General features: G+C 67.0%; 18 protein-coding genes. 11 read left to right on the forward strand and 7 right to left on the reverse strand.

The window, feature by feature from the left end; all coding sequences use genetic code 11:
- Positions 1 to 93: 93 nt before the first annotated feature.
- The 3 genes from IFE19_RS02255 (at position 94) to IFE19_RS02265 (ending at position 5,129) form a co-directional block, all read left to right on the forward strand.
- Positions 94 to 2,187, forward strand: a complete 2,094-nt coding sequence (locus IFE19_RS02255; protein WP_207825314.1) for a S46 family peptidase — start codon at positions 94 to 96, stop codon at positions 2,185 to 2,187.
- Positions 2,188 to 2,493: 306 nt separating this feature from the next.
- Complete coding sequence (locus IFE19_RS02260; RefSeq protein WP_207825316.1) at positions 2,494 to 4,608, forward strand: S46 family peptidase; 2,115 nt, start codon at positions 2,494 to 2,496, stop codon at positions 4,606 to 4,608.
- Positions 4,605 to 5,129 carry a GNAT family N-acetyltransferase gene (locus IFE19_RS02265; protein WP_207825317.1) on the forward strand — a complete coding sequence of 175 codons (525 nt, stop codon included), beginning with the start codon at positions 4,605 to 4,607 and terminating at the stop codon, positions 5,127 to 5,129. Before IFE19_RS02260 ends, IFE19_RS02265 begins: the two co-directional genes overlap by 4 nt.
- A 180-nt stretch (positions 5,130 to 5,309) precedes the next feature.
- Here IFE19_RS02265 and pgsA read toward each other — a convergent pair whose 3' ends face one another.
- The 5 genes from pgsA to IFE19_RS02290 form a co-directional block, all read right to left on the reverse strand.
- Positions 5,310 to 5,942, reverse strand: a complete 633-nt coding sequence (gene pgsA, locus IFE19_RS02270; RefSeq protein ID WP_105562722.1) for a CDP-diacylglycerol--glycerol-3-phosphate 3-phosphatidyltransferase — start codon at positions 5,940 to 5,942, stop codon at positions 5,310 to 5,312.
- Between the two features lie 91 nt (positions 5,943 to 6,033).
- The gene (locus tag IFE19_RS02275; RefSeq protein WP_207825319.1) at positions 6,034 to 6,648 is read right to left on the reverse strand and encodes a carbonic anhydrase; all 615 of its coding nucleotides are present in this window, start codon (positions 6,646 to 6,648) and stop codon (positions 6,034 to 6,036) included.
- Between the two features lie 54 nt (positions 6,649 to 6,702).
- Positions 6,703 to 8,592, reverse strand: coding sequence for an excinuclease ABC subunit UvrC (gene uvrC, locus IFE19_RS02280; protein WP_207825320.1), 1,890 nt, complete (start codon positions 8,590 to 8,592; stop codon positions 6,703 to 6,705).
- 16 nt (positions 8,593 to 8,608) lie between these two features.
- The gene (locus IFE19_RS02285; protein WP_207825322.1) at positions 8,609 to 9,055 is read right to left on the reverse strand and encodes a DMT family transporter; all 447 of its coding nucleotides are present in this window, start codon (positions 9,053 to 9,055) and stop codon (positions 8,609 to 8,611) included.
- Positions 9,056 to 9,064: 9 nt separating this feature from the next.
- Positions 9,065 to 9,538: an NUDIX domain-containing protein gene (locus IFE19_RS02290; RefSeq protein WP_207825324.1), complete on the reverse strand. Its 474-nt coding sequence runs from the start codon at positions 9,536 to 9,538 to the stop codon at positions 9,065 to 9,067.
- 154 nt (positions 9,539 to 9,692) lie between these two features.
- Here IFE19_RS02290 and IFE19_RS02295 point away from each other — a divergent pair, with 154 nt between their 5' ends.
- The 7 genes from IFE19_RS02295 to IFE19_RS02325 all read left to right on the forward strand — a co-directional run bounded on the left by IFE19_RS02295 (position 9,693) and on the right by IFE19_RS02325 (position 13,029).
- Entirely contained in the window at positions 9,693 to 10,106 is a 414-nt protein-coding gene (locus tag IFE19_RS02295; RefSeq protein ID WP_207825326.1) for a dihydroneopterin aldolase, read from the forward strand.
- Positions 10,107 to 10,886 carry an SDR family oxidoreductase gene (locus tag IFE19_RS02300; protein ID WP_207825328.1) on the forward strand — a complete coding sequence of 260 codons (780 nt, stop codon included), beginning with the start codon at positions 10,107 to 10,109 and terminating at the stop codon, positions 10,884 to 10,886.
- 94 nt (positions 10,887 to 10,980) lie between these two features.
- On the forward strand, positions 10,981 to 11,517 hold the full coding sequence (locus IFE19_RS02305) for a 6-pyruvoyl trahydropterin synthase family protein (RefSeq protein WP_207827342.1): 537 nt from the start codon (positions 10,981 to 10,983) through the stop codon (positions 11,515 to 11,517).
- Positions 11,514 to 11,903: a dihydroneopterin aldolase gene (folB, locus tag IFE19_RS02310; RefSeq protein ID WP_207825330.1), complete on the forward strand. Its 390-nt coding sequence runs from the start codon at positions 11,514 to 11,516 to the stop codon at positions 11,901 to 11,903. The genes IFE19_RS02305 and folB overlap by 4 nt, the downstream gene beginning before the upstream one ends.
- 58 nt (positions 11,904 to 11,961) lie before the next feature.
- Entirely contained in the window at positions 11,962 to 12,342 is a 381-nt protein-coding gene (locus IFE19_RS02315) for a serine/threonine protein kinase (RefSeq protein ID WP_207825332.1), read from the forward strand.
- An 8-nt stretch (positions 12,343 to 12,350) separates the two neighbouring features.
- Positions 12,351 to 12,725: a hypothetical protein gene (locus tag IFE19_RS02320; protein WP_207825341.1), complete on the forward strand. Its 375-nt coding sequence runs from the start codon at positions 12,351 to 12,353 to the stop codon at positions 12,723 to 12,725.
- 16 nt (positions 12,726 to 12,741) lie between these two features.
- Entirely contained in the window at positions 12,742 to 13,029 is a 288-nt protein-coding gene (locus tag IFE19_RS02325) for a GNAT family N-acetyltransferase (RefSeq protein WP_207825343.1), read from the forward strand.
- An 86-nt stretch (positions 13,030 to 13,115) separates the two neighbouring features.
- Here IFE19_RS02325 and IFE19_RS02330 read toward each other — a convergent pair whose 3' ends face one another.
- Entirely contained in the window at positions 13,116 to 13,445 is a 330-nt protein-coding gene (locus IFE19_RS02330; RefSeq protein WP_207825345.1) for a hypothetical protein, read from the reverse strand.
- Positions 13,446 to 13,623: 178 nt separating this feature from the next.
- Positions 13,624 to 15,984 carry an excinuclease ABC subunit UvrB gene (gene uvrB / locus IFE19_RS02335; protein ID WP_207825347.1) on the reverse strand — a complete coding sequence of 787 codons (2,361 nt, stop codon included), beginning with the start codon at positions 15,982 to 15,984 and terminating at the stop codon, positions 13,624 to 13,626.
- 377 nt (positions 15,985 to 16,361) lie between these two features.
- Between uvrB and IFE19_RS02340 the strand changes: the two genes are divergently transcribed.
- On the forward strand, positions 16,362 to 19,382 hold the full coding sequence (locus IFE19_RS02340; RefSeq protein WP_207825349.1) for a TonB-dependent receptor domain-containing protein: 3,021 nt from the start codon (positions 16,362 to 16,364) through the stop codon (positions 19,380 to 19,382).
- Positions 19,383 to 19,489 lie beyond the last annotated feature (107 nt).

Here is a 19,489-nt window from a genome sequence, read left to right on the forward strand (position 1 = left end):
GCACTAAGGGGGCTTGAGGCGCCTTCATGGACGGCGCTAGTTACACAATAACAGACGCGAGGCGCCGGGCCTTGCGCTCGGGAGAGAGCCTGAATGTCGCTTCGTCGCACCTTTTCCTTCACCGCCTCGCTGGCGGCCCTGGGCCTAGCCGCCGCCGTCACCGGCGCGACCGCCACCCCGGCCCGCGCCGACGAGGGCATGTGGACCTTCGACAACTTCCCGATCCAGACGGTGAACGACAAGTACGGCACGCGCATCGACCAGTCGTGGCTGGACCGCGTGCGCAACGCCGCCGTCCGCCTGCAGGGCTGCTCGGCCTCGTTCGTCTCGGGCGAAGGTCTGATCCTGACCAACCACCACTGCGTCATCTCCTGCGTCCAGGATCTGTCCACGGCCCAGAACGACTACGTCAAGAACGGCTGGATGCCGGCCACGCGTGAGGAAGAGAAGACTTGCCCCGGCCAGACAGCCGAGGTCCTGACCGACATCACCGACGTGACCGAGCGCGTCCTCGGCGCCGGCGCCGGTCTGGAAGGCGCGGCCTTCGTCGCCGCCCGCTCGGCCGAGATCGACAAGATCCAGAAGGAAGCCTGTGGCGATGATCGCAAGCTGACCTGCCAGGTCATCAGCTTCTATCGCGGCGGCAAGTACGCCCTCTACAAGTTCCGCAAGTACGAGGACGTGCGTCTGGCCTTCGCGCCGGAGTTCCAGGCGGCCTTCTTCGGCGGCGACCCGGACAACTTCAACTTCCCGCGCTACGCCCTCGATGCCGCCTTCCTGCGCGCCTACGAGGACGGCAAGCCGGTCTCGAGCCCCAACCACCTGAAGTGGAACCCCGAGGCTCCGGCCGAGGGCGACGTCACCTTCGTCGCCGGCAACCCCGGCACCACCCAGCGCCTGCTGACCATGAGCCAGCTGGAGCGCCTGCGTGACCAGCAGATCCCGGTCACCCTGATCCAGGGTTCGGAACTGCGCGGCCGTCTGGTCGAGTACTCGACCCAGGGCGACGAAGAAAAGCGCGTCGCGCTGGACCCCATCTTCGGCCTCGAGAACAGCTTCAAGGTCTATTACGGCCAGCAGGGCGCCCTGACCGACCCGGCCTTCATGGGCAAGAAACGCGAGGAAGAAGCCGAGCTGCGTCAGCGCGTCGCCGCCGACCCGGTCCTGGCCCAGCGCATCGGCGACCCGTGGGCGGATCTGGAGAAGGTCCAGTCGACGGCCCGCGACCTCTACCTGCCCTACCGCCAGCTGGAAGGGAACGCCGGCGGCGGTTCGACCCTCTACTCCTACGCCCGCGCCATCGTCCGCGCCTCCAAGGAACGCGCCAAGCCGGTCGCTGAACGTCGCGCCGGCTACGCCGACAGCGACATCGCCGCCCTCGGCCGTCGCCTGGCCTCGGAAGCCCCGATCGCCAAGGGCGTCGAGGAAATCCAGCTGTCCTTCTGGCTGTCCAAGACCCGCGAATACCTGACCGTGGACAACGCCAATGTGAAGTCGATGCTGGGCCGCGAAAATCCCGAGAGCATCGCCGCCGCTCTGGTCGAGACCAAGCTGATCGACCCGGCCTTCCGCGCTCAGGCGCTTGCGATGACGCCGGAACAGCTGGCCGCCTCGGGCGACCCGATGATCGCCTTCGTCCTGGCCAATGACGACGCCGCCCAGGCGGTCCGCACCCAGTGGGACGCCGGCGTCAACGGCCCGACCGCCCGCGCCGCCGAAAAGGTCGCCCAGGCCCGCTTCGCCGTCTATGGCGACAACCTCTATCCCGACGCGACCTTCTCGCTGCGTCTGTCCTATGGTCAGGTGAAGGGCTGGACCTATCGCGGCGTGACCGTGCCGTCCTTCACCTACATGGGTGGCCTGTACGAGCGCGCCACCGGCGCCGAGCCGTTCAACGCGGCCGCCCGCTTCGTCGACGCCGAGAGCCGCATCAACAAGAACGTCGTCTATGACTTCGTCTCGACCAACGACATCATCGGCGGCAACTCCGGCTCGCCGGTGATCAACGCCAAGGGTGAAGTGATCGGCGCCGCCTTCGACGGCAACATCCACTCGCTGGGTGGCTCGTTCGGCTACGACGGCGAACTGAACCGCACGGTGACGGTCTCGACCGCCGCCGTCACCGAGGCCCTGCGCACCGTCTACAACCAGCCGCGCCTGCTGCGCGAACTGGGCGTGCGCCGCTAAGGACGCTACCGCGACCCTTCTCCCCTTGAGGGAGAAGGTGTCATGCGCAGCATGACGGATGAGGGGTGTCGGCGGCGCGGTCTGAGTTTCAGGCTCGCTGTCGGCCCCCTTTTTTGTAACATCGCGCTGACACCCCTCATCCGAGCGCCTCCGGCGCCCACCTTCTCCCTCAAGGGGAGAAGGAATTACGCCCCCGTCTGACGCACCGGCCTGCTAAGACCCTCTCGTCCTTCCGGCCGATTTCAGACTATTCAGACGAATTGGACTCTGTTTTTTCCTCGCCAGAGTCTGAACCAGGAGTTCTCCATGCGTCACATGTTCTTCGCCTCGGCCGCCGTCCTGGCCTTCGCCGCCGCCTCTTCCGCAAAGGCCGAAGAGGGCATGTGGACCTACGACAACTTCCCCATCGTCCGCGCCAACCAGACGCTGGGGACCTCGATCGATCAGAGCTGGCTGGACCGCGTCCGCCTGTCGTCGGTCAAGTTCGGCGGCTGCTCGGCGGGCGTCATCTCCGGCGAGGGCCTGGTGATGACCAACAATCACTGCGTCGCCACCTGCGTCGCCAACCTGTCCACGCCGCAGCTGCAATACGCCGAGACCGGCTTCACGCCGAAGAGCCGTGAGGAGGAGCTGAAATGCCCCGGCGGTTCGGCTGAAATCCTGACCGACATCACCGACGTGACCGCGCGCGTGCAGAAGGCGGGCGAGGGTCTGGACGGTCAGGCCTTCACCCAGGCGCGCGAGGCCGAGGCCGGCCGCATCGAGACCGAGGCCTGCGGTTCCGATCCCAAGATCCGCTGCCAGGTCGTCAGCCTGTATCGCGGCGGTCAGTTCAAGCTCTACAAGTTCCGCAAATACTCCGACGTGCGTCTGGCCTGGGCGCCGGAAGACCGCGCCGCGACGTTCGGCGGCGATCTGGACAACTTCTCCTTCCCGCGCTTCGCCATCGATGCCGCCTTCATCCGCCTCTATGAGGACGGCAAGCCCGCCCTGACCCCGACCCACTTCACCTGGAACCCGGACAAGCTGACCGAGGGCGAGCCCGTCTTCATCACCGGCAACCCCGGCTCGACCCAGCGCCTGCTGACGCAAGCGCAGCTGATGACCATCCGCGACGTGGTCCTGCCGATGGATCAGCTGATCGCCTCCGAACTGCGGGGCCGCCTGATCCGCTATTCCGAGGAAGGCGACGAGCAGGCCTTCATCGCCATGGACCCCATCGTCGGCGTCGAAAACACCTACAAGCGCGGTCGCGGTCGCATGGCCGCCCTGATCGACCCGGCCTTCATGGACCAGCTGGCCGGTCAGGAGACCGTCTTCCGCCGCCGCGTGGCCGAGAACGAGGCCCTGTCGGGTCAGGTTGGCGATCCCTGGGCCGCCCTTGCCGAGGTGCAACCGATCGCGCGCGAACTCTACGCCCCGATGGCCCTGCTGGAAGGCGGCACCGGCATGGGCACGACCTCGGTGGCGGGCGGTTCGTCCCTGTTCCAGTGGGCGCGAGCCATCGTGCGCGGCGCCCAGGAACGCGCCAAGCCGTCGGACCAGCGTCTGGGCGAGTTCGCCGACAGCCGTCTGCCGGGCGTCCAGTCCGGCCTCTTCGCCGAGCGTCCGACCTATGCGGCGCTGGAGCAGATCCGTCTGGAATGGTGGCTGTCCAAGACCCGCGAATGGCTGACCGTCGATAGCCCCTATGTCCGCACCCTGCTGGGCAAGGAAAGCCCCGAGGACCTGTCGGCCCGCCTGATCACCGGCACCAAACTGGCTGATCCGGCCGTGCGCCGCGCCCTGTGGGAAGGCGGCCTGCCCGCCGTTCAGGCCTCGACCGATCCGCTGATCCAGTACGTCCTGGCCATCGACGCCGACGCCCGCGCCGTGCGCGCCGACTGGGACAACAAGGTCAAGGCGCCGACCGATCGCGCCTCTGAACAACTGGCCGCCGCCCGCTTCGCCGCCTTCGGCGACGCCGTCTATCCCGACGCCACCGGGACACTCCGCCTGACCTATGGCCGGGTCGAGGGCACGGACGTTCCGGGACAGCGCATCGGCGCCTTCACCACCTTCGCCGGCCTGTGGGACCGTGCGACGGGGGCCGAGCCCTTCAACGTCGCGCCGAAATTGCTGGCCGCCAAGGACCGCATCGACCCGAACGCGGTGATGAACATGGCCGTGTCGTCGGACACCATCGGCGGCTCGTCCGGCTCGCCCGCGGTGAACGCCAAGGGCGAGATCATCGGCGCCAACTTCGACTCCACCGTCCTGACCCAGCGCAACGCCTACGGCTATGACCGCAACGTCAACCGCAGCGTCATCGTCACCACCCAGGCCGTGACCACGGCCCTGCGCGACGTCTACGGCATGGATCACCTGATCCAGGAACTGGGCGTGGCTCCCAAGGTCGCGCCGCGCCGGGCCCGTCGTTGATCGCCCCGACCTTTCGGCCCGCCACGTCTTCGGATGTGGCGGCGCTGCACCGCCTGATCGAAAGCGCCTATCGCGGCGACAGCGCCAAGGCCGGCTGGACCCACGAAGCCGACCTGCTGGGCGGCCAGCGCACCGACGAGGCTGAACTGCTCGACATCCTCGCCGACGCCAGCCGGGTCATCCTGCTGGCCGAGGTCGAGGGCGTTCTGATCGGCTGCGTTCAGGTGGCGGATCAGGGCGACGGCCTGGCCTATCTCGGCCTGCTGACCGTCGATCCGACCCGTCAGGCGGGCGGCCTGGGCCGCCTGCTGATCGAGGCCGCCGAGGCCGAGGCCCGCAGCCGCTTCGCTGCGACTCGTATGGAGATGACGGTCATTCGCCAGCGGTCTGAACTGATCGCCTGGTATGAACGCCGCGGCTACGCCCTGACCGGCGAAACCCGCCCCTTCCCGTTGGACGAGACCACCTTTGGTCTGTCCGACCGAGACCTGACCTTCGTGGTCATGGAAAAGGCGCTCTGACACCCTTCTCCCCTTGAGGGAGAAGGTGGGCGCCGCAGGCGCTCGGATGAGGGGTGTCAGCGCGACCTCATGAAAAAGGGGTGACGGCGGCCAGCCTGACATCTCAGACCGCGCCGCCGACACCCCTCATCCGTCATGCTTCGCACGACACCTTCTCCCTCAAGGGGAGAAGGAAGGTTTTCAGAGATCCCGCATCTGCTTCTGGGCGGCGCTGAAATACTGCCAGCCGGTCCACAGGGTGACGATGGCGGCCAGCCAGATCAGGGCGTCCGAGAACAGTTGGAAGTGGGGCAGGTAGTCGAAGGGCAGGCCCCAGCCGTCCCAGTTGCGGGCGAACAGCTGGCAGCCCAGGGCCACCATCTGCAGCGTCGTCTTCCACTTGGCGGCCAGGGTGACGGGCAGGTTGATGCGTCCGGCCATGGTCTCGCGCAGGGCCGAGACGGCGAACTCGCGGAACAGGATCAGGCCGCAGGGGATGATGATCTGCTGCACCGAGCCCGAGGTCAGCACGCCCAGGATGGCGCCCGTGACCAGGATCTTGTCGGCGATCGGGTCCAGGATGGCCCCCCAGCGCGTCTCGGCGTGCCAGCGACGGGCCAGATAGCCGTCGACCCAGTCGGTCGAGGCGGCGATGACGAAGATCCAGAAGCCCGTCCGGTACAGGGCGAACTGGTCGTCCGGGCTCAGCATGGCCGAGAAGAAGGGGACCCCGCTGGTCGCGCCCGCCAGCAGCAGGAACATGACCACCCCGGCCGCCAGACGGATGCTGGTCAGGATGTTCGGGATCGGATTGGCTTTGTGGGCAGAGGTCATCATCACGTCCATTGCAACGCCTGCGGTGTGGCATGGTTCGCCGCCCGATGCGAGAGCAGGGCGGGGCGACGACCTGCCGCCCTTCTGCGGCCTAGTCCAGCCGCTCGAATCGCTTGGCGCCCGTCAGCTTGGTCAGGAGGCCGGCGGCGATGCCGAAGTGCAGGCCGCTGAGACGCAACTCGCCCGCGGCTTCCTTCTCGGCGATCCAGGGGAAGGTGCGCAGGTTGTCCAGCGACAGGCGCACCACGGCCTCTTCGGCCACCGTCTCCTGCTCGTCGGCGGCCACGCCCTCTAGGGCGGCGCTGACGGCGGGCACGCCCTGGGCGACCCAGGGGGCGACGAAGTCCTGGCAGTTGGACGGGGCGCCGTTGCGCATGGCGTTGACCCCCCCGCACGAGGCGTGGCCCATGACCACCACGTGCTGGACCTTCAGCACGTTGACGCCGAACTCCAGCGCCGCCGAGACGCCGTGCAGCTTGCCGTCCGGCTCATAGGGCGGGACCAGGTTGGCGACGTTGCGCACCACGAACAGTTCGCCCGGCGCGGTGTCGAAGATCAGGGCCGGGTCGGCGCGGCTGTCGGAACAGGCCACGACCAGGGTGTGCGGCTTCTGGCCGTTCGTGGCCAGGGCCTCGTATTCGGCGCGTTCGGACGGCCACCGGTTCTGGCGGAAGCGGTGATAGCCCTTGATCAGTTCATTGGTCATGAGCGCCTTCCTAGACCCGCGACCCGTCGCGGCTCAACCGCAAATGCATGTGTTTCAGGACTTGTGGAAGAAGCCATGAATGCGCTCGGCCAGCGACTGATTGACGCCGGGGACCTTGACCAGGTCGGCCACCGAGGCGCGCGACACCCCCTTGGCCGAGCCGAAGGCGTGCAGCAGGGCCTTCTTGCGGGACGGGCCGACGCCCTCGATCTCGTCCAGCGGGTTCTTGCTGATGTCCATCGAACGGCGCTTGGCGTGGGCGCCGTTGGCGAAGCGGTGGGCCTCGTCGCGCAGGCGCTGGATGTAATAGAGGGCCGGGCTCTTCATCGGCAGCATGAAGGGCGGCTTGCCGGGCATGAAGAAATGCTCCTTGCCCGCATCCCGGTCCGGCCCCTTGGCCACGCCGACGGCGGTGATGTCGTCGACGCCCAGATCGGCCAGCACCGCCAGCACCTCGGCCAGCTGTCCCGCCCCGCCGTCGATCAGCAGCAGGTCAGGCCGCTCGACGATCTCGCCGGCCTCCTCGTCCTTGATCATCTTGCCGAAACGTCGGCGCATGACCTCACGCATCATGCCGTAGTCGTCGCCGGGGGTCAGGTCGTCGCCGCGGATGTTGAACTTGCGGTACTGGTTCTTGCGGAAGCCCTCGGGGCCCGCGACGATCATGCCGCCGACCGCGTTGGTCCCCTGGATGTGAGCGTTGTCATAGACCTCGATCCGCTCGGGCCGCGCCACCAGCTCGAAGACCTCGCAGACCTCGTCCAGGATCTTCGACGTGGCCGAGTTCTCGGCCAGCTTGCGGCCCAGGGCCTCGCGGGCGTTGGTCAGGGCGTAGTCCACGACGGCCAGCTTCTCGCCGCGCTGGGGGCGGGCGATCTCGACCTTTCGGCCCGACTTCAGGGTGAAGGCCTCTTGCAGCAGCTCCAGTTCGTGCGGGCGCACGTTGGAAAGGATCTGCCGCGGGATCGGCTTGTCCTCGTAGAACTGCGCCAGGAAGGCGCCGAGGATTTCGGGATCGGTGTCCGACTTGTCGATGCGCGGGAAATAGGCGCGCCCGCCCCAGTTCTGGCCCGCGCGATAGAAGAAGACCTGGACGCAGGCCTGACCGCCCTCGGAGTGCAGGGCGAAGACGTCGGCCTCGGCGTCGCCGACGCCCTCGGCGTTGAGGCCCGATTCCATGGCGATGGCCGACAGGGCGCGGATGCGGTCGCGCACTCGCGCCGCGTGCTCGAACTCCATCTCGTCCGAGGCCGTCTGCATCTCGGCGGACAGGCGGGCGATGACGGCGCGCGACTTGCCGCGCAGGAAGGCCTCGGCTTCCTTCACCAGATCGCCGTAGTCCTCCAGCGAAATCAGGCCGGTGCAGGGCGCCGAGCAGCGCTTGATCTGATGCAGCATGCAGGGCCGGGTGCGCGTCTCGTAGACGCTGTCCGAACAGGTGCGCAGCAGAAAGGCCTTCTGCAGGGTGTTCAGCGTCCGGTTGACCGCCCAGGTCGAGGCGAAGGGGCCGAAATAGGCGCCCGGCGTGGTGTGGGCGCCGCGATGCTTCCTCACCTGGGGCGCGCGGTGATCGCGCCGGATCATGATCTCGGCGAAGGACTTGTCGTCCTTCAACAGGACGTTGAAGCGGGGCTTCAGCCGCTTGATGTAGCCGGCCTCGAGGATCAGGGCCTCGGTCTCGGTGGTGGTGACCACCAACTCCATCGACCGGGTCAGCGACACCATCAGGCCGATGCGCTGGGTGTGGAAGCGGCCCTGCGCATACTGGACGATGCGCTTCTTCAGCGACTTGGCCTTGCCGACATAGAGGCAGTCGCCGTCCTCGCCGTACATGCGATAGACGCCGGGCTTGTCGGGGGCGCGGCGCGCCTCGTCGGCGATCAGGGCGGTCGCCTGAAGCGGCAGGTCCTCGGTCGCGGCGGTGTCTATCGTCTCGTCGGTCATCGGGGCGGATATAGGCTCAGGACCGGCGAACCAGAACCACGCCGCCGATCACCAGGGCGACCCCCGCGATCCGACCCAGGCTCAAGGGCTGTTTCTCGACGCCGAGAGCGCCGAAGTGGTCGAGGGCAAGGCTGAGCAATAGCTGGCCCGCGATCATGACAGTGATGGTGGTCGCCACGCCAAGGCGAGGCACGCCCCAGGCGGCGGAGACCACAAAGGCGCAGCCATAGAGCCCGCCCATCCACGCCCACCAGGGCAGAGCCTTCATCGCCCCGACGTCCGGGCGCGCCTGCAGGATCATGGCCAGCAGGCCCAGGGCCACCGTGCCGACGGCGAAGGAGACGAAGGCGGCGTTCAGCGGCGAGCCGACCGCCGTGACCAGCCGGGCGTTGGTCGGCCCCTGCAAGGCCGTGGCGGCGCCCGCCAGCAGCAAGGTCAGAAAGACGAGGATCGGAGCCTGCATGGGCGGACCCTACCAGTTCGGATCGGCGGGCGCGCCGCCGAAGATCTCGGCCAGGCGGTCGCGGGTGGCGCGGGTCGTATCCTCGGGCAGGGCGTCGGGGGCGAACCAGCCGATCTCGGCGATCTCGCCGTGGCTGGTGCGCTCGGTCATGTCGAAGGCGTCGATGGCGAAGACCAGGACGTGATCGCCGGGAAAGAAGCGCTCGTTGGAATGGACCGAGATCAGACGCGGCTCGCTTCTGGCGATCAGCCCGGCTTCCTCGCGCAGTTCGCGGACCACGGCGGCGTGAGTGGTCTCGCCCCGGTCAACCCCGCCGCCCGGCAGCCACCAGCCGTGCAGATAGGTATGCTTGACCAGCAGCACTCGACCTTCGCCATCCGTCGCCACGCCGCGCACGCCCAGCGTCATGCCCCGCTGCATCCGCGAGACGGCGAAGAAGAGCGGCCGGGTGAAGGGCTCGATTCGGGTGCGCCAGGTGGTCATGGCGAGACGATAGGCTTTGGCGGGGCGGCTTGAACAGTCGCGCCTCTGCCTCTATGCGAAGCTTTGAACAGGAGCCTTCCCATGCTGGCCATCGGCATCATCTTCACCTTCATCGCCGTCATCGCCGCCGTGAACTTCTACGAGTTCGGCCGGGTTGACTGAATCCGCTTCCGGCGCGGGCGGGTTCGACTGGCGCAACGCCGGGGACCAGGTCCGCGTCCTGTTGTCGGATGTGGCGGTCGATGTGCGCATCGGCCTGCACCCGTGGGAGCGGCACCCCGAGCGCCCCACGCGGCTGATCGTCAATGTCGAGATGTTCGCCGCCTGGCCTTTGCCCAAGACTGGGCCGGAGGTCGGTTTCATCGATTACGACCGGGTGCGCGATCACATCGCTAGCTGGCGCGGGCGTGACCATGTCGAGCTGCTGGAGACCCTGGTCGAGGAACTGATCGGCGTCTGCTTCAATCTGCCGCCGGTCGAGGCCTGCCGCGTGCGGATCACCAAGCCGGACATCTTCCCCGAGGCCGCTGCGGCCGGCGTGGAAATTTTCCGCCGCAGGCCGGGCTGAATGGGCGATCCCCTGAACAAGACGGTGCTGATCACCGGGGCCGCGCGGCGCGTCGGCGCCGGGATCGCGCGGGCCCTGGCCGAGGCGGGTTGGGACGTGGCTGTCCACCATCGCGGTGGGGCCGAAGAAGCGACGGCGCTGTCCGCCGAGCTGTCCGCCAAGGGCGTGCGCGTCGCGGCCTTTCAGGCGGACCTGAACCAAGCGGCGGAACGCGACGCTCTGATCGGCCGCGTCGTTGGCCACTTCGGGCGCATCGACGCCCTGATCAACAACGCCTCCCTGTTTCGCTATGATACCCTGCCCACACTGACCGAGGCGTCGTGGGCCGAGCATCTGGCCTCCAACCTGACCGCGCCGGTCTTCCTGATCCGCGACTTCGCCAAGGCGGTCGAGGCGGCCGACGGGCAGGGGGTGGTGGTCAATATCCTGGATCACAAGGTCGATAGTCCGAACCCGGACTTCTTCGCCTATACGGCGGGCAAGGTCGGGCTGGCGGGGCTGACGCGGACCCTGGCCATGGGGCTGGCGCCCCGCATCCGGCTGTGCGGCGTCTCGCCCGGCCTGATCCTGCGCAGCGGCGAGCAGACCGAGGCCGAGTATGAAGCCGCCTGGCGCGATACGCCGCTGGGGCGCGGCGCCTCGCTGGAAGACGTGGCCCGCACCGTGCGCTTCATCCTCGAGACGCCCAGCCTGACCGGGCAGAACCTGACCATCGACGGGGGCGAGACCCTGATCGGCAGAGGGCGTGACGTGGCCTTCGACGGAATCCCGGTTCCCTGAACGCGCCTTTACTTCGCCGTCGTCAGGGTGTTGATGCGCGAACCCTTCGCGGCGCCTATATGGGGCGACTGCGTTTTCGGAACCCTTGCCCCTGATGCCTGCCGTCCAGTTCACCCGCCGCTTCTCGATGGCGCACCGGCTGATCGCCGATGCGGGGTCGAAGTGCGCCGTGCCGCATGGGCACAACGAGTTCGTCAAGGTGACGCTGGAGCCGACGGCCGAGATCGCCTTCGGCCGCTCGAACCACGCCGCCTCGTTCGAGAACCTGAAGCGGCGCTGGCACGGCTTCGTCGATCGCAGCCTGGACCATGCCTTCCAGCTGAACTGCGCCGACCCGCTGTTGGGCTGGTTCCAGGCGCATGAGCCGCAGCGGCTGAACCAGGTCCTGACCATCGACGGGGATCCCACGACCGAGGCCCTGGTCATCGCCCTGTGGCGCAAGCTGGAGGCCATCCTGGCCGCCGAGGGCCTGCCCTTCCGTCTGGCCGAACTGGCCATCGAGGAGACGCCGACCAATACCGTGCTGACGCGCGGTCTGACCGAGGCCGAGCGAGCGTGGAAGCTGGGCGACTGGTGTGACCGGGCCGATTTCAGCATCAATGACCTTCTGCCGCCGGAGACTTGGTCGTGAGCGCCGTCGTCACGCCCTTCACGGCGTCCGAGCCGCGTCGTCTGGGCCTGACCGTGCTGGTGCGCGGTCTGGAGGTTCAGGCCGCCATCGGCGTTCACGCCCACGAGCACGGCCGGCTGCAACCCCTGTTCGTCGATGTCGAGCTGGACCTGGGCGCCGCCCCGATCCGCACCCTGTCCGACACCCTGGACTATGAGGGCGTGGCCCGCATCGCCCGTGATCTGGCGGCGGGCGAGCACATCGCCCTGGTCGAGACCTTCGCCGAGCGCATCGCTTTGGCCTGCCTGACCGATCATCGTGTCCTGGCGGTCAAGGTGCGCATCGAAAAGCCCGGCGCCATCCCCGGCGCGGCGGCGGCGGGCTGCGAAGTCGCCTATTCGCGCTGAGGCCGGTTGCGCGGGGCCGTCGGTCCCGCCATTGTCCCGCCTCGTTCAAGAGGTTCCGATGGTTCAGTCCGGCGATTACAGCAGCAACAGCGCGGCCTCGTCCGACCAGGCCGGCGACCTGACCAGCCTCTATGTCGGCTACGCCCTGATCCTGTTCGCGGTGCCGACCTTCGGCGTAGCGGCGGCGATCGGCCTGCTGCGGGTCTGGCGCAAGGCCCCGCCCGCCGATCCGGTGGCGCGCAGCCATTTCATCTTCCAGCAGCGGACCCTGATGGCCGCCGTAGCCGCCATCGTCGGCGGGGTGGTGCTGATCCTGATCAACGTCGGGGTGTTCGTGCTGTTCGTTATGGCGGTGTGGACCATCCTGCGCGGCGCCCTGGGTTTGAAGGACCTGCTGGAAGGCCGCCCGATCCGCCATCCGCTGCGTCTGTTCTACTGAGGCCTGTCATGACCGATCAGATTTCCGAGGCGCGCGGCAATGGTCGAGACGGGGCCGTTCTGGCCTGGATCCTCTATATCCTGTCGATCCCGAGCGCGAACCTGCTGGTGCTGGCGGGCCTGATCGTGGCCTATGCCTGCCGGGGTTCGGCGACGGGGCTGGCGGCCCGGCATATCGAGGCGCAGATCAGCCTGTTCTGGTCGGTCTTCTGGGTCAGCGTCGTGCTGTGGGGCCTGATCGCGGTCAGCGCCGTGGCCTCTGTTCTGCTGATCGGCATTCCCTTCCTGCTGCTGTTCGGGCTTCTTTTGCTGCTGGTGTCGATCTGGTTCACGGTGAAAAGCGTTCTGGGTCTGCTGGCCCTGTTGAACGACCGACCGGCCTGATCTGAGGAGCCTTTTCGTGACCGCCTTCCGCGACCAGCCCGCCGACCGCCGCTTCCAGCAGGAGTTCGCTGACGCCGAGGGGAACGCGCATCCCGTCTGGGCCGAGTACGCCATCCGCGGCCACGCCCGCGTCATCCTGCACGTCGAGGCCCACCCGGCCCTGCGCGGCTCAGGCGCGGCGGGCCGGTTCATGCAGGCCCTGGCCGAACACGCCCGCGCCGAGAAGCTGACCCTGATCCCGCACTGCAGCTATGCGGTGGCGTGGCTCAAGCGGCATCCTGAGTTTTCCGACATCGTTGGCTGACAGCGCGTTTCTTCGCCAGGGCCGCGCGAAGCGCCGAGGCCGCGTCGGGTCGAGAAGGCGAAGCCTTCTGACCGCGGCCTACAGCATCAAGGATGGCTCTTGGCGATGATGGCCTTCATGGTTTCGGCCTTGGCGGGCAGGTCCTGGACCAGGCGGTGCGCCAGTTCGCGGGCGCCGACGGGATAGGCGTCGCCGCCATCGGCGATCTCACGCGCCATGTCCGCCGCCTTGAGCAACACCTCTTCCAGGGCCTCGACCTGTTCGAGCGCCAGGGCGCGCGCCTCGGCCTGGAGGCGTTTGACGCGCTCGGCGGTCGTTTCGGGCGCACGCATCAGGTCATAGACCTCGGCTTCAGGCGAAGAAACGACGCGCAGATTGGCGCGGGTCTCATTGTCGGGGTTGCTCGATTTGGTCATCGCGTATCTCCGTAACGCACCATGCCGCATTTTCGCCGCAAGGTCGCAACCGATTTGCGGCCAAGCTTGCGGCAGGCGGCCCATGTTGCACCGACGCATCATGAATCGGAGATGAAGGGCGACGCCTTGCCGCGCGCCGCCACCTCGTCGTGCTTGCGCTGGAAGGCGGCGGTCGAGTTTACCGCCCCTTCCTGAACGCCTCCGCCTTTTCGGCTGCGGCTTCGGCGCGCCAGCGTTTGGGGGCTGACTTGTCCACGGTTTCGCCCGCGCCGGTGAGGGCTTCGTTGGCGAATTCGAGGTCGAGGAGCTTCATGCGCTTGATCTCGTCGCGCAGGCGGGCGGCTTCCTCGAACTCGAGGTTGGCGGCGGCCTCGCGCATGCGGCCTTCGAGGTCCTTGAGGGCGGCCTGGAAGTTGGAGCCGACGAAGGGCTTGGCCGCTTCGGCGACGCCGGGGCGGGTCAGCTGGTCGAGGTCGCGGGACTCGTAGGGGCTTTCGAGGATGTCCTTGATGTCGCGCTTGACGCTTTCGGGCGTGATGCCGTGTTCGAGGTTGTAGGCCTGCTGCTTGTCGCGGCGGCGGTTGGTCTCGGCGATGGCGCGCTCCATCGAGCCGGTCATCTTGTCGGCGTAGAGGATGACGCGGCCGTCGACGTTGCGCGCTGCACGTCCAATGGTCTGGATCAGGGAGGTTTCCGAACGCAGGAAGCCTTCCTTGTCCGCGTCGAGGATGGCGACCAGGCCGCACTCGGGGATGTCGAGGCCCTCGCGCAGCAGGTTGATGCCGATCAGCACGTCGAAGGCGCCGAGCCGCAGGTCGCGCAGGATCTCGATGCGCTCAAGCGTGTCGACGTCGGAGTGCATGTAGCGGACGCGCACCCCCTGCTCGTGCATGTATTCGGTCAGGTCCTCGGCCATCTTCTTGGTCAGGGTGGTGACCAGGGAGCGGTAGCCCGCGCGGCTGGTGGCCTTGACCTCGTCGATGACGTCGTCGACCTGGTTGCGGGTGGCGCCGGAGACGGGGCGGATCTCGACCGGAGGGTCGATCAGGCCGGTGGGGCGGATGACCTGTTCGACGAAGACGCCGCCGGTGCGCTCCATCTCCCAACTGCCGGGGGTGGCTGAGACGTGGACCGTCTGGGGCCGCATGGCGTCCCATTCGTCGAACTTCAGCGGGCGGTTGTCGATGGCTGACGGCAGGCGGAAGCCGTATTCGGCCAGGGTGGATTTGCGGCTGTAGTCGCCTTTGAACATGGCGCCGATCTGACCCACGGTGACGTGGCTCTCGTCCACGAACAGCAGGGCGTTGTCGGGGATGTATTCGAAGAAGGTGGGCGGCGGCTCGCCCGGCGCGCGGCCGGTCAGCCAGCGGCTGTAGTTCTCGATACCGGCGCAGGAGCCGGTGGCTTCCATCATCTCCAGATCGAAGCGGACGCGCTGCTCCAGCCGCTGGGCCTCCAGCAGCTTGCCGTTCTCGTTCATCCAGTCGAGCGTCTCCTTCAACTCCTCCTTGATGCCGGTGATGGCCTGGTTCAGCGACGGGCGCGGGGTGACGTAGTGGCTGGCGGCGTAGACGGTGACCTCGTCCAGTTCGGCGGTCTTCTTGCCGGTCAGGGGATCGAACTCCTGGATGGACTCCAGTTCGTCGCCGAACAGCTGGATGCGCCAGGCGCGGTCTTCCATGTGGACGGGGAAGATCTCCAGCACGTCGCCGCGCTTGCGGAACATGCCGCGCTCGAAATTCAGGTCGTTGCGCTTGTACTGCAGGGCGATCAGGTCGGCGCGCAGCTTGGCTTCGTCGATGGTGTCGCCGACCTTCAGGGTGAAGGTCATGGCGGTGTAGGTCTCGACCGAGCCGATGCCGTAGATGCAACTGACCGAGGCGACCACGATGACGTCGTCGCGCTCCAGGATCGCGCGGGTGGCCGCGTGGCGCATCCGGTCGATCTGCTCGTTAATCGAGCTGTCCTTCTCGATGTAGGTGTCGGTGCGCGGGACGTAGGCCTCGGGCTGGTAGTAGTCGTAGTAGCTGACGAAATACTCGACCGCGTTGTCGGGGAAGAAGGCCTTGAACTCGGAATAGAGCTGGGCGGCCAGCGTCTTGTTGTGGGCCAGGATCAGGGCCGGGCGCTGGGTCTGTTCGATGACCTTGGCCATGGTGAAGGTCTTGCCGGAACCGGTGACGCCCAGCAGGACCTGATCGCGCTCGCCGGCCTCGGCCATGGCGGACAGTTCGGCGATGGCGGCGGGCTGATCCCCGGCGGGGGTGTATTTCGTCTCCAGCCGGAAGCGGCCGCCCTTCTTCGCGCTTTCGCGCGAGGGGCGGTGCGGAACCCAGTCGGCCGGGGCGGCGGGCGGTATTTCCGGCGTCAGGCGCGGGCCGGCGACGGGCGCGAACATCGGCATGGCCTTGTTTCCACGACCGCGCGGCGCGTCGTGGATGAAGGGCGCGGCCATCTCCTGCATCCCCGCGCCCTGGGCGGCGCTCTGGCCGGGCACGTGAACGGGCTTGGGCGAGGGGGGCGAGGGAGAACGAGCCATGAACGTCAAGGTAGTGCGCAGGAGCCCATGACGCCATAGGGCGCCGAATGTGGCGGCGAGGATCAGATGGACGCGCCTTCGCCGCGATACGGCTCAAGCTTTGCCTTAATCGCGCCAAATAGCGTCACAATACGGGCAAGAAATGACTATTTCCTGCCATAAATGGACGAATTGTGGTGTGAAATGGGTTCCTTGGCGTCAAAAATGACGCAGTTTTTCGCAGAACGTCGCTTTCTCGCAATATTTTTATTGCTCTGATGTCCCCCTTTGCATAGCCCGAACGTATCCAAGAAACGTAGAGTCGAACATTGGTATCCGAAACGGCGTTCGCGTAACGCTGTGTAAGTTGTTCAGTATTCACAGGTACACAGAGGCATATGAGCACTCGTAAAGACTACCTGCTGGGCACGACGATGGTGGCCGGCGCCGCCGCACTGTCGTTGACCCTGCTCGCACCGGGAGCCGCGTTCGCTCAGGACGCAACCAATACCCAGGAAGCCGCCACGTCCGTCGACGAAGTCGTCGTCGTCGGTTCGCGCATTCGCCGCGACAATTACAATGCCCCGTCGCCGACCCAGGTCGTGACGCGTGAAGAAGCGACGCTGCAAGGCTTCGCCTCGGCCTCGGAAGCCCTGCAGAGCACGGCCGTCACGGGCGGCACCTCGCAGATCAACAACGCCTTCGGCGGCTACGTCACCGACGGCGGCCCCGGCGCCAACACCATCGGCCTGCGCGGCCTGGGCCCGAGCCGCACCCTGGTGCTGCTGAATGGTCGTCGCGTCTCGCCGGCCGGTTCGCGCGGCTCGGTCGGTTCGGCCGACCTGAACGTCCTGCCGACCGCGATGATCGACCGCGTCGAAGTCCTGCGCGACGGCGCCTCGTCGGTGTACGGCTCGGACGCCGTGGCCGGCGTGGTCAACATCCAGACCCGCAAGAACTTCGAAGGCCTGATCTTCGAAGCCCAGCGTAACCAGCCGGTCGACGCCGACGGCGCTGGCGGCTCGAGCCGCTACTCGCTGACGGCCGGCGCCCGTGGCGACCGCTGGCGCGCCGCCGGTTCGCTCGAGCGCTACGAGCGTTCGGAGCTGACGCTGAACGACCGTGAATTCACGCGTTGCCAGACGGACGGCCGCCGTCCGACCGCCGCCGGCGCGAGCCGCGACTACATCGACCCGCTGACCGGCCAGTCGAAGTGCTACCCGATCACCGGCACGGGCTCGAACGGCTCGGCGATCAACTCGATCGGCGTGGGCGTCGAAGGCCCGCTGAACAGCGCGGGCAACCGCACCTTCATCGAGATCGCCGGCACCGGCGCCGCCGGCACGCGTCCTGGCCTGTACAACCGCTTCCGCCCGAACTCGGGCGTGACCACGGGGCCGATGGCCGGCTTCGAAGGCGTTGGCGGCACGGGCATCAACAGCAACGTGCGCGACACCTTCGACCCGCGCATGCTGAACCGTTCGCTGATCTCGCCGGTTGAAATCACCACCCTGTACGGTGAAGGCGGCTATCAGCTGAACGCTCTCGGCAACGCCGAGGTCTATGCCGAGGTCCTGTTCAACAACCGTCAATCCTCGCAGACCGGCTATCGTCAGCTGGCGCTGGACTACGCCAAGGGCAGCCCGCTGATCCCGGCCGGCGACCTGCGCAACAGCGTCTTCTCGGCCGACCAGGGTCTGAACAAGGGCAAGGACGTCGGCGTTCGCGCCTTCATCGGCTTCGGCAACGACCGCTCGTCGCAGGAGCAGGACTTCAACCGCAACGTTGTCGGCATCAAGGGTGACTTCTTCATCCCTGAATGGCGCTACGACCTGTCGGCCAGCTACTCGAAGTCGCGTTCGGAATACGTCAGCGAGCAGTTCATCCAGAACCGCCTGATCGAGAGCCTGGACGTTGTTGAAATCGCACCGGGCCAGTTCCAGTGCGCCCAGCTGGCTTCCAACCCCGGTTGCATCGCCGCGCCGGCGCTGAGCAGCCAGGTCATCGGCGGCGTGCTGCCGAAGGCATGGATGGACTACATCTATCGTCCGGTGACGGGCGTGACCGAGTTCGAGGAAAAGATCATCAGCTTCGGCGTCGATGGTCCGCTGTTCGACCTGCCGGCCGGCAAGGTGATGGGCTTCTTCGGCGCCGAATGGCGTGACTCGGAGATCGACGACACCCCCGCGCTCGATTCGATCAACGCCAACCTCTACAACTACTCCAGCTCGCAACCGACCCGCGGTTCGGACTCGGTGTGGGAAGTCTTCGGCGAAATCGAAGCGCCGCTGCTGCGTGACGCGCCGTTCGCTCGCGAACTGACGCTGAACACCTCGTTCCGCTACACGGACTATGACTCCTACGGCGACGACACGACCTACAAGGTGGGTCTGGTCTATCAGCCGGTCATGGGCGTGACCTTCCGCGGCACCTATGGCACCTCGTTCCGCGCTCCGGCGCTGTTCGAGCAGTTCCTGGGCGCCACCTCCGGCTTCCAGGCCGCGGGCAACGACGTCTGCAACAACTGGGGCGCTGACGGCGTCAACGACAACCGCAAGGCCAACTGCGCCTCGGAGGGTCTCGCCGACAACTTCCAGGCGACGTCCAGCATCGCCGTCTACAGCGTCGGCGGCGCGTCGAACAACCTGAAGGCGGAAACCTCGACCAACCTGACGCTCGGCCTGGTGCTGCAGCCGACCCTGCCGGAAGGCTGGGGCGACCTGGACTTCGCCGTCGACTACTACGAGATCGAGGTGAAGAACGGCGTGGCGCGCTACGGCGCGACCAACATCCTGGAAGGTTGCTACGACTCGCGCGTTGAAGACTTCAACAACGAAGTCGGCATGTGCGCCCTGGTCAAGCGCGACCCGGCGAAGAACAACCAGCTGACGGTCGAAAACGGCTACGTCAATCTGGCCACGGACGTCGTCAAGGGTCTGGACTACACGGTCCGTTACCGCAAGGACGTCGGCCCCGGCGCCGTGCTGTTCAACCTGGGCATCACCCAGTACACGGAAATCGCCAGCAGGCTGTTCGATGTGGACCCGCTGGAAGATTTCAAGGGCATGATCAACAACCCGGAATTCACCGGGAATGCTGACGTCTCCTATGCGTGGGACAAGTGGCGCGTGCGTTACGGCGTCGACTGGATCCAGGGCATGGACAGCTACGACTACTACGGTCAGAACCCTGTCACGAGCCAGTACGACCTGGATGTGCCGGACTACTACCTGCACAACGCCTCGGTTCAGTACACGGGCGAAGGCTGGACGGTCACGGCCGGCGTTCGCAACCTGCTGAACGAAGATCCGCCGACCATCTCGTCGGGCGTGTACAACCGGGTCGGCAACGCTCCGCTGTACTCGGGCTACGACTACCTGGGCCGGACGGCCTTCGTGAACCTCACGAAGACCTTCTAAGGTCCGACCTGATTTCAGGTTGAGGAGAGGGCGGCGGACTTCGGTCCGCCGCCCTTTCTGCTGTCCGAGGGTGTGCGTCCGTGCGCCGGGCCTGTTTCGAGGGGCTG

The organism is Brevundimonas pondensis, assembly GCF_017487345.1.
In the GTDB taxonomy this organism is placed as follows: Bacteria; Pseudomonadota; Alphaproteobacteria; order Caulobacterales; family Caulobacteraceae; genus Brevundimonas; species Brevundimonas pondensis.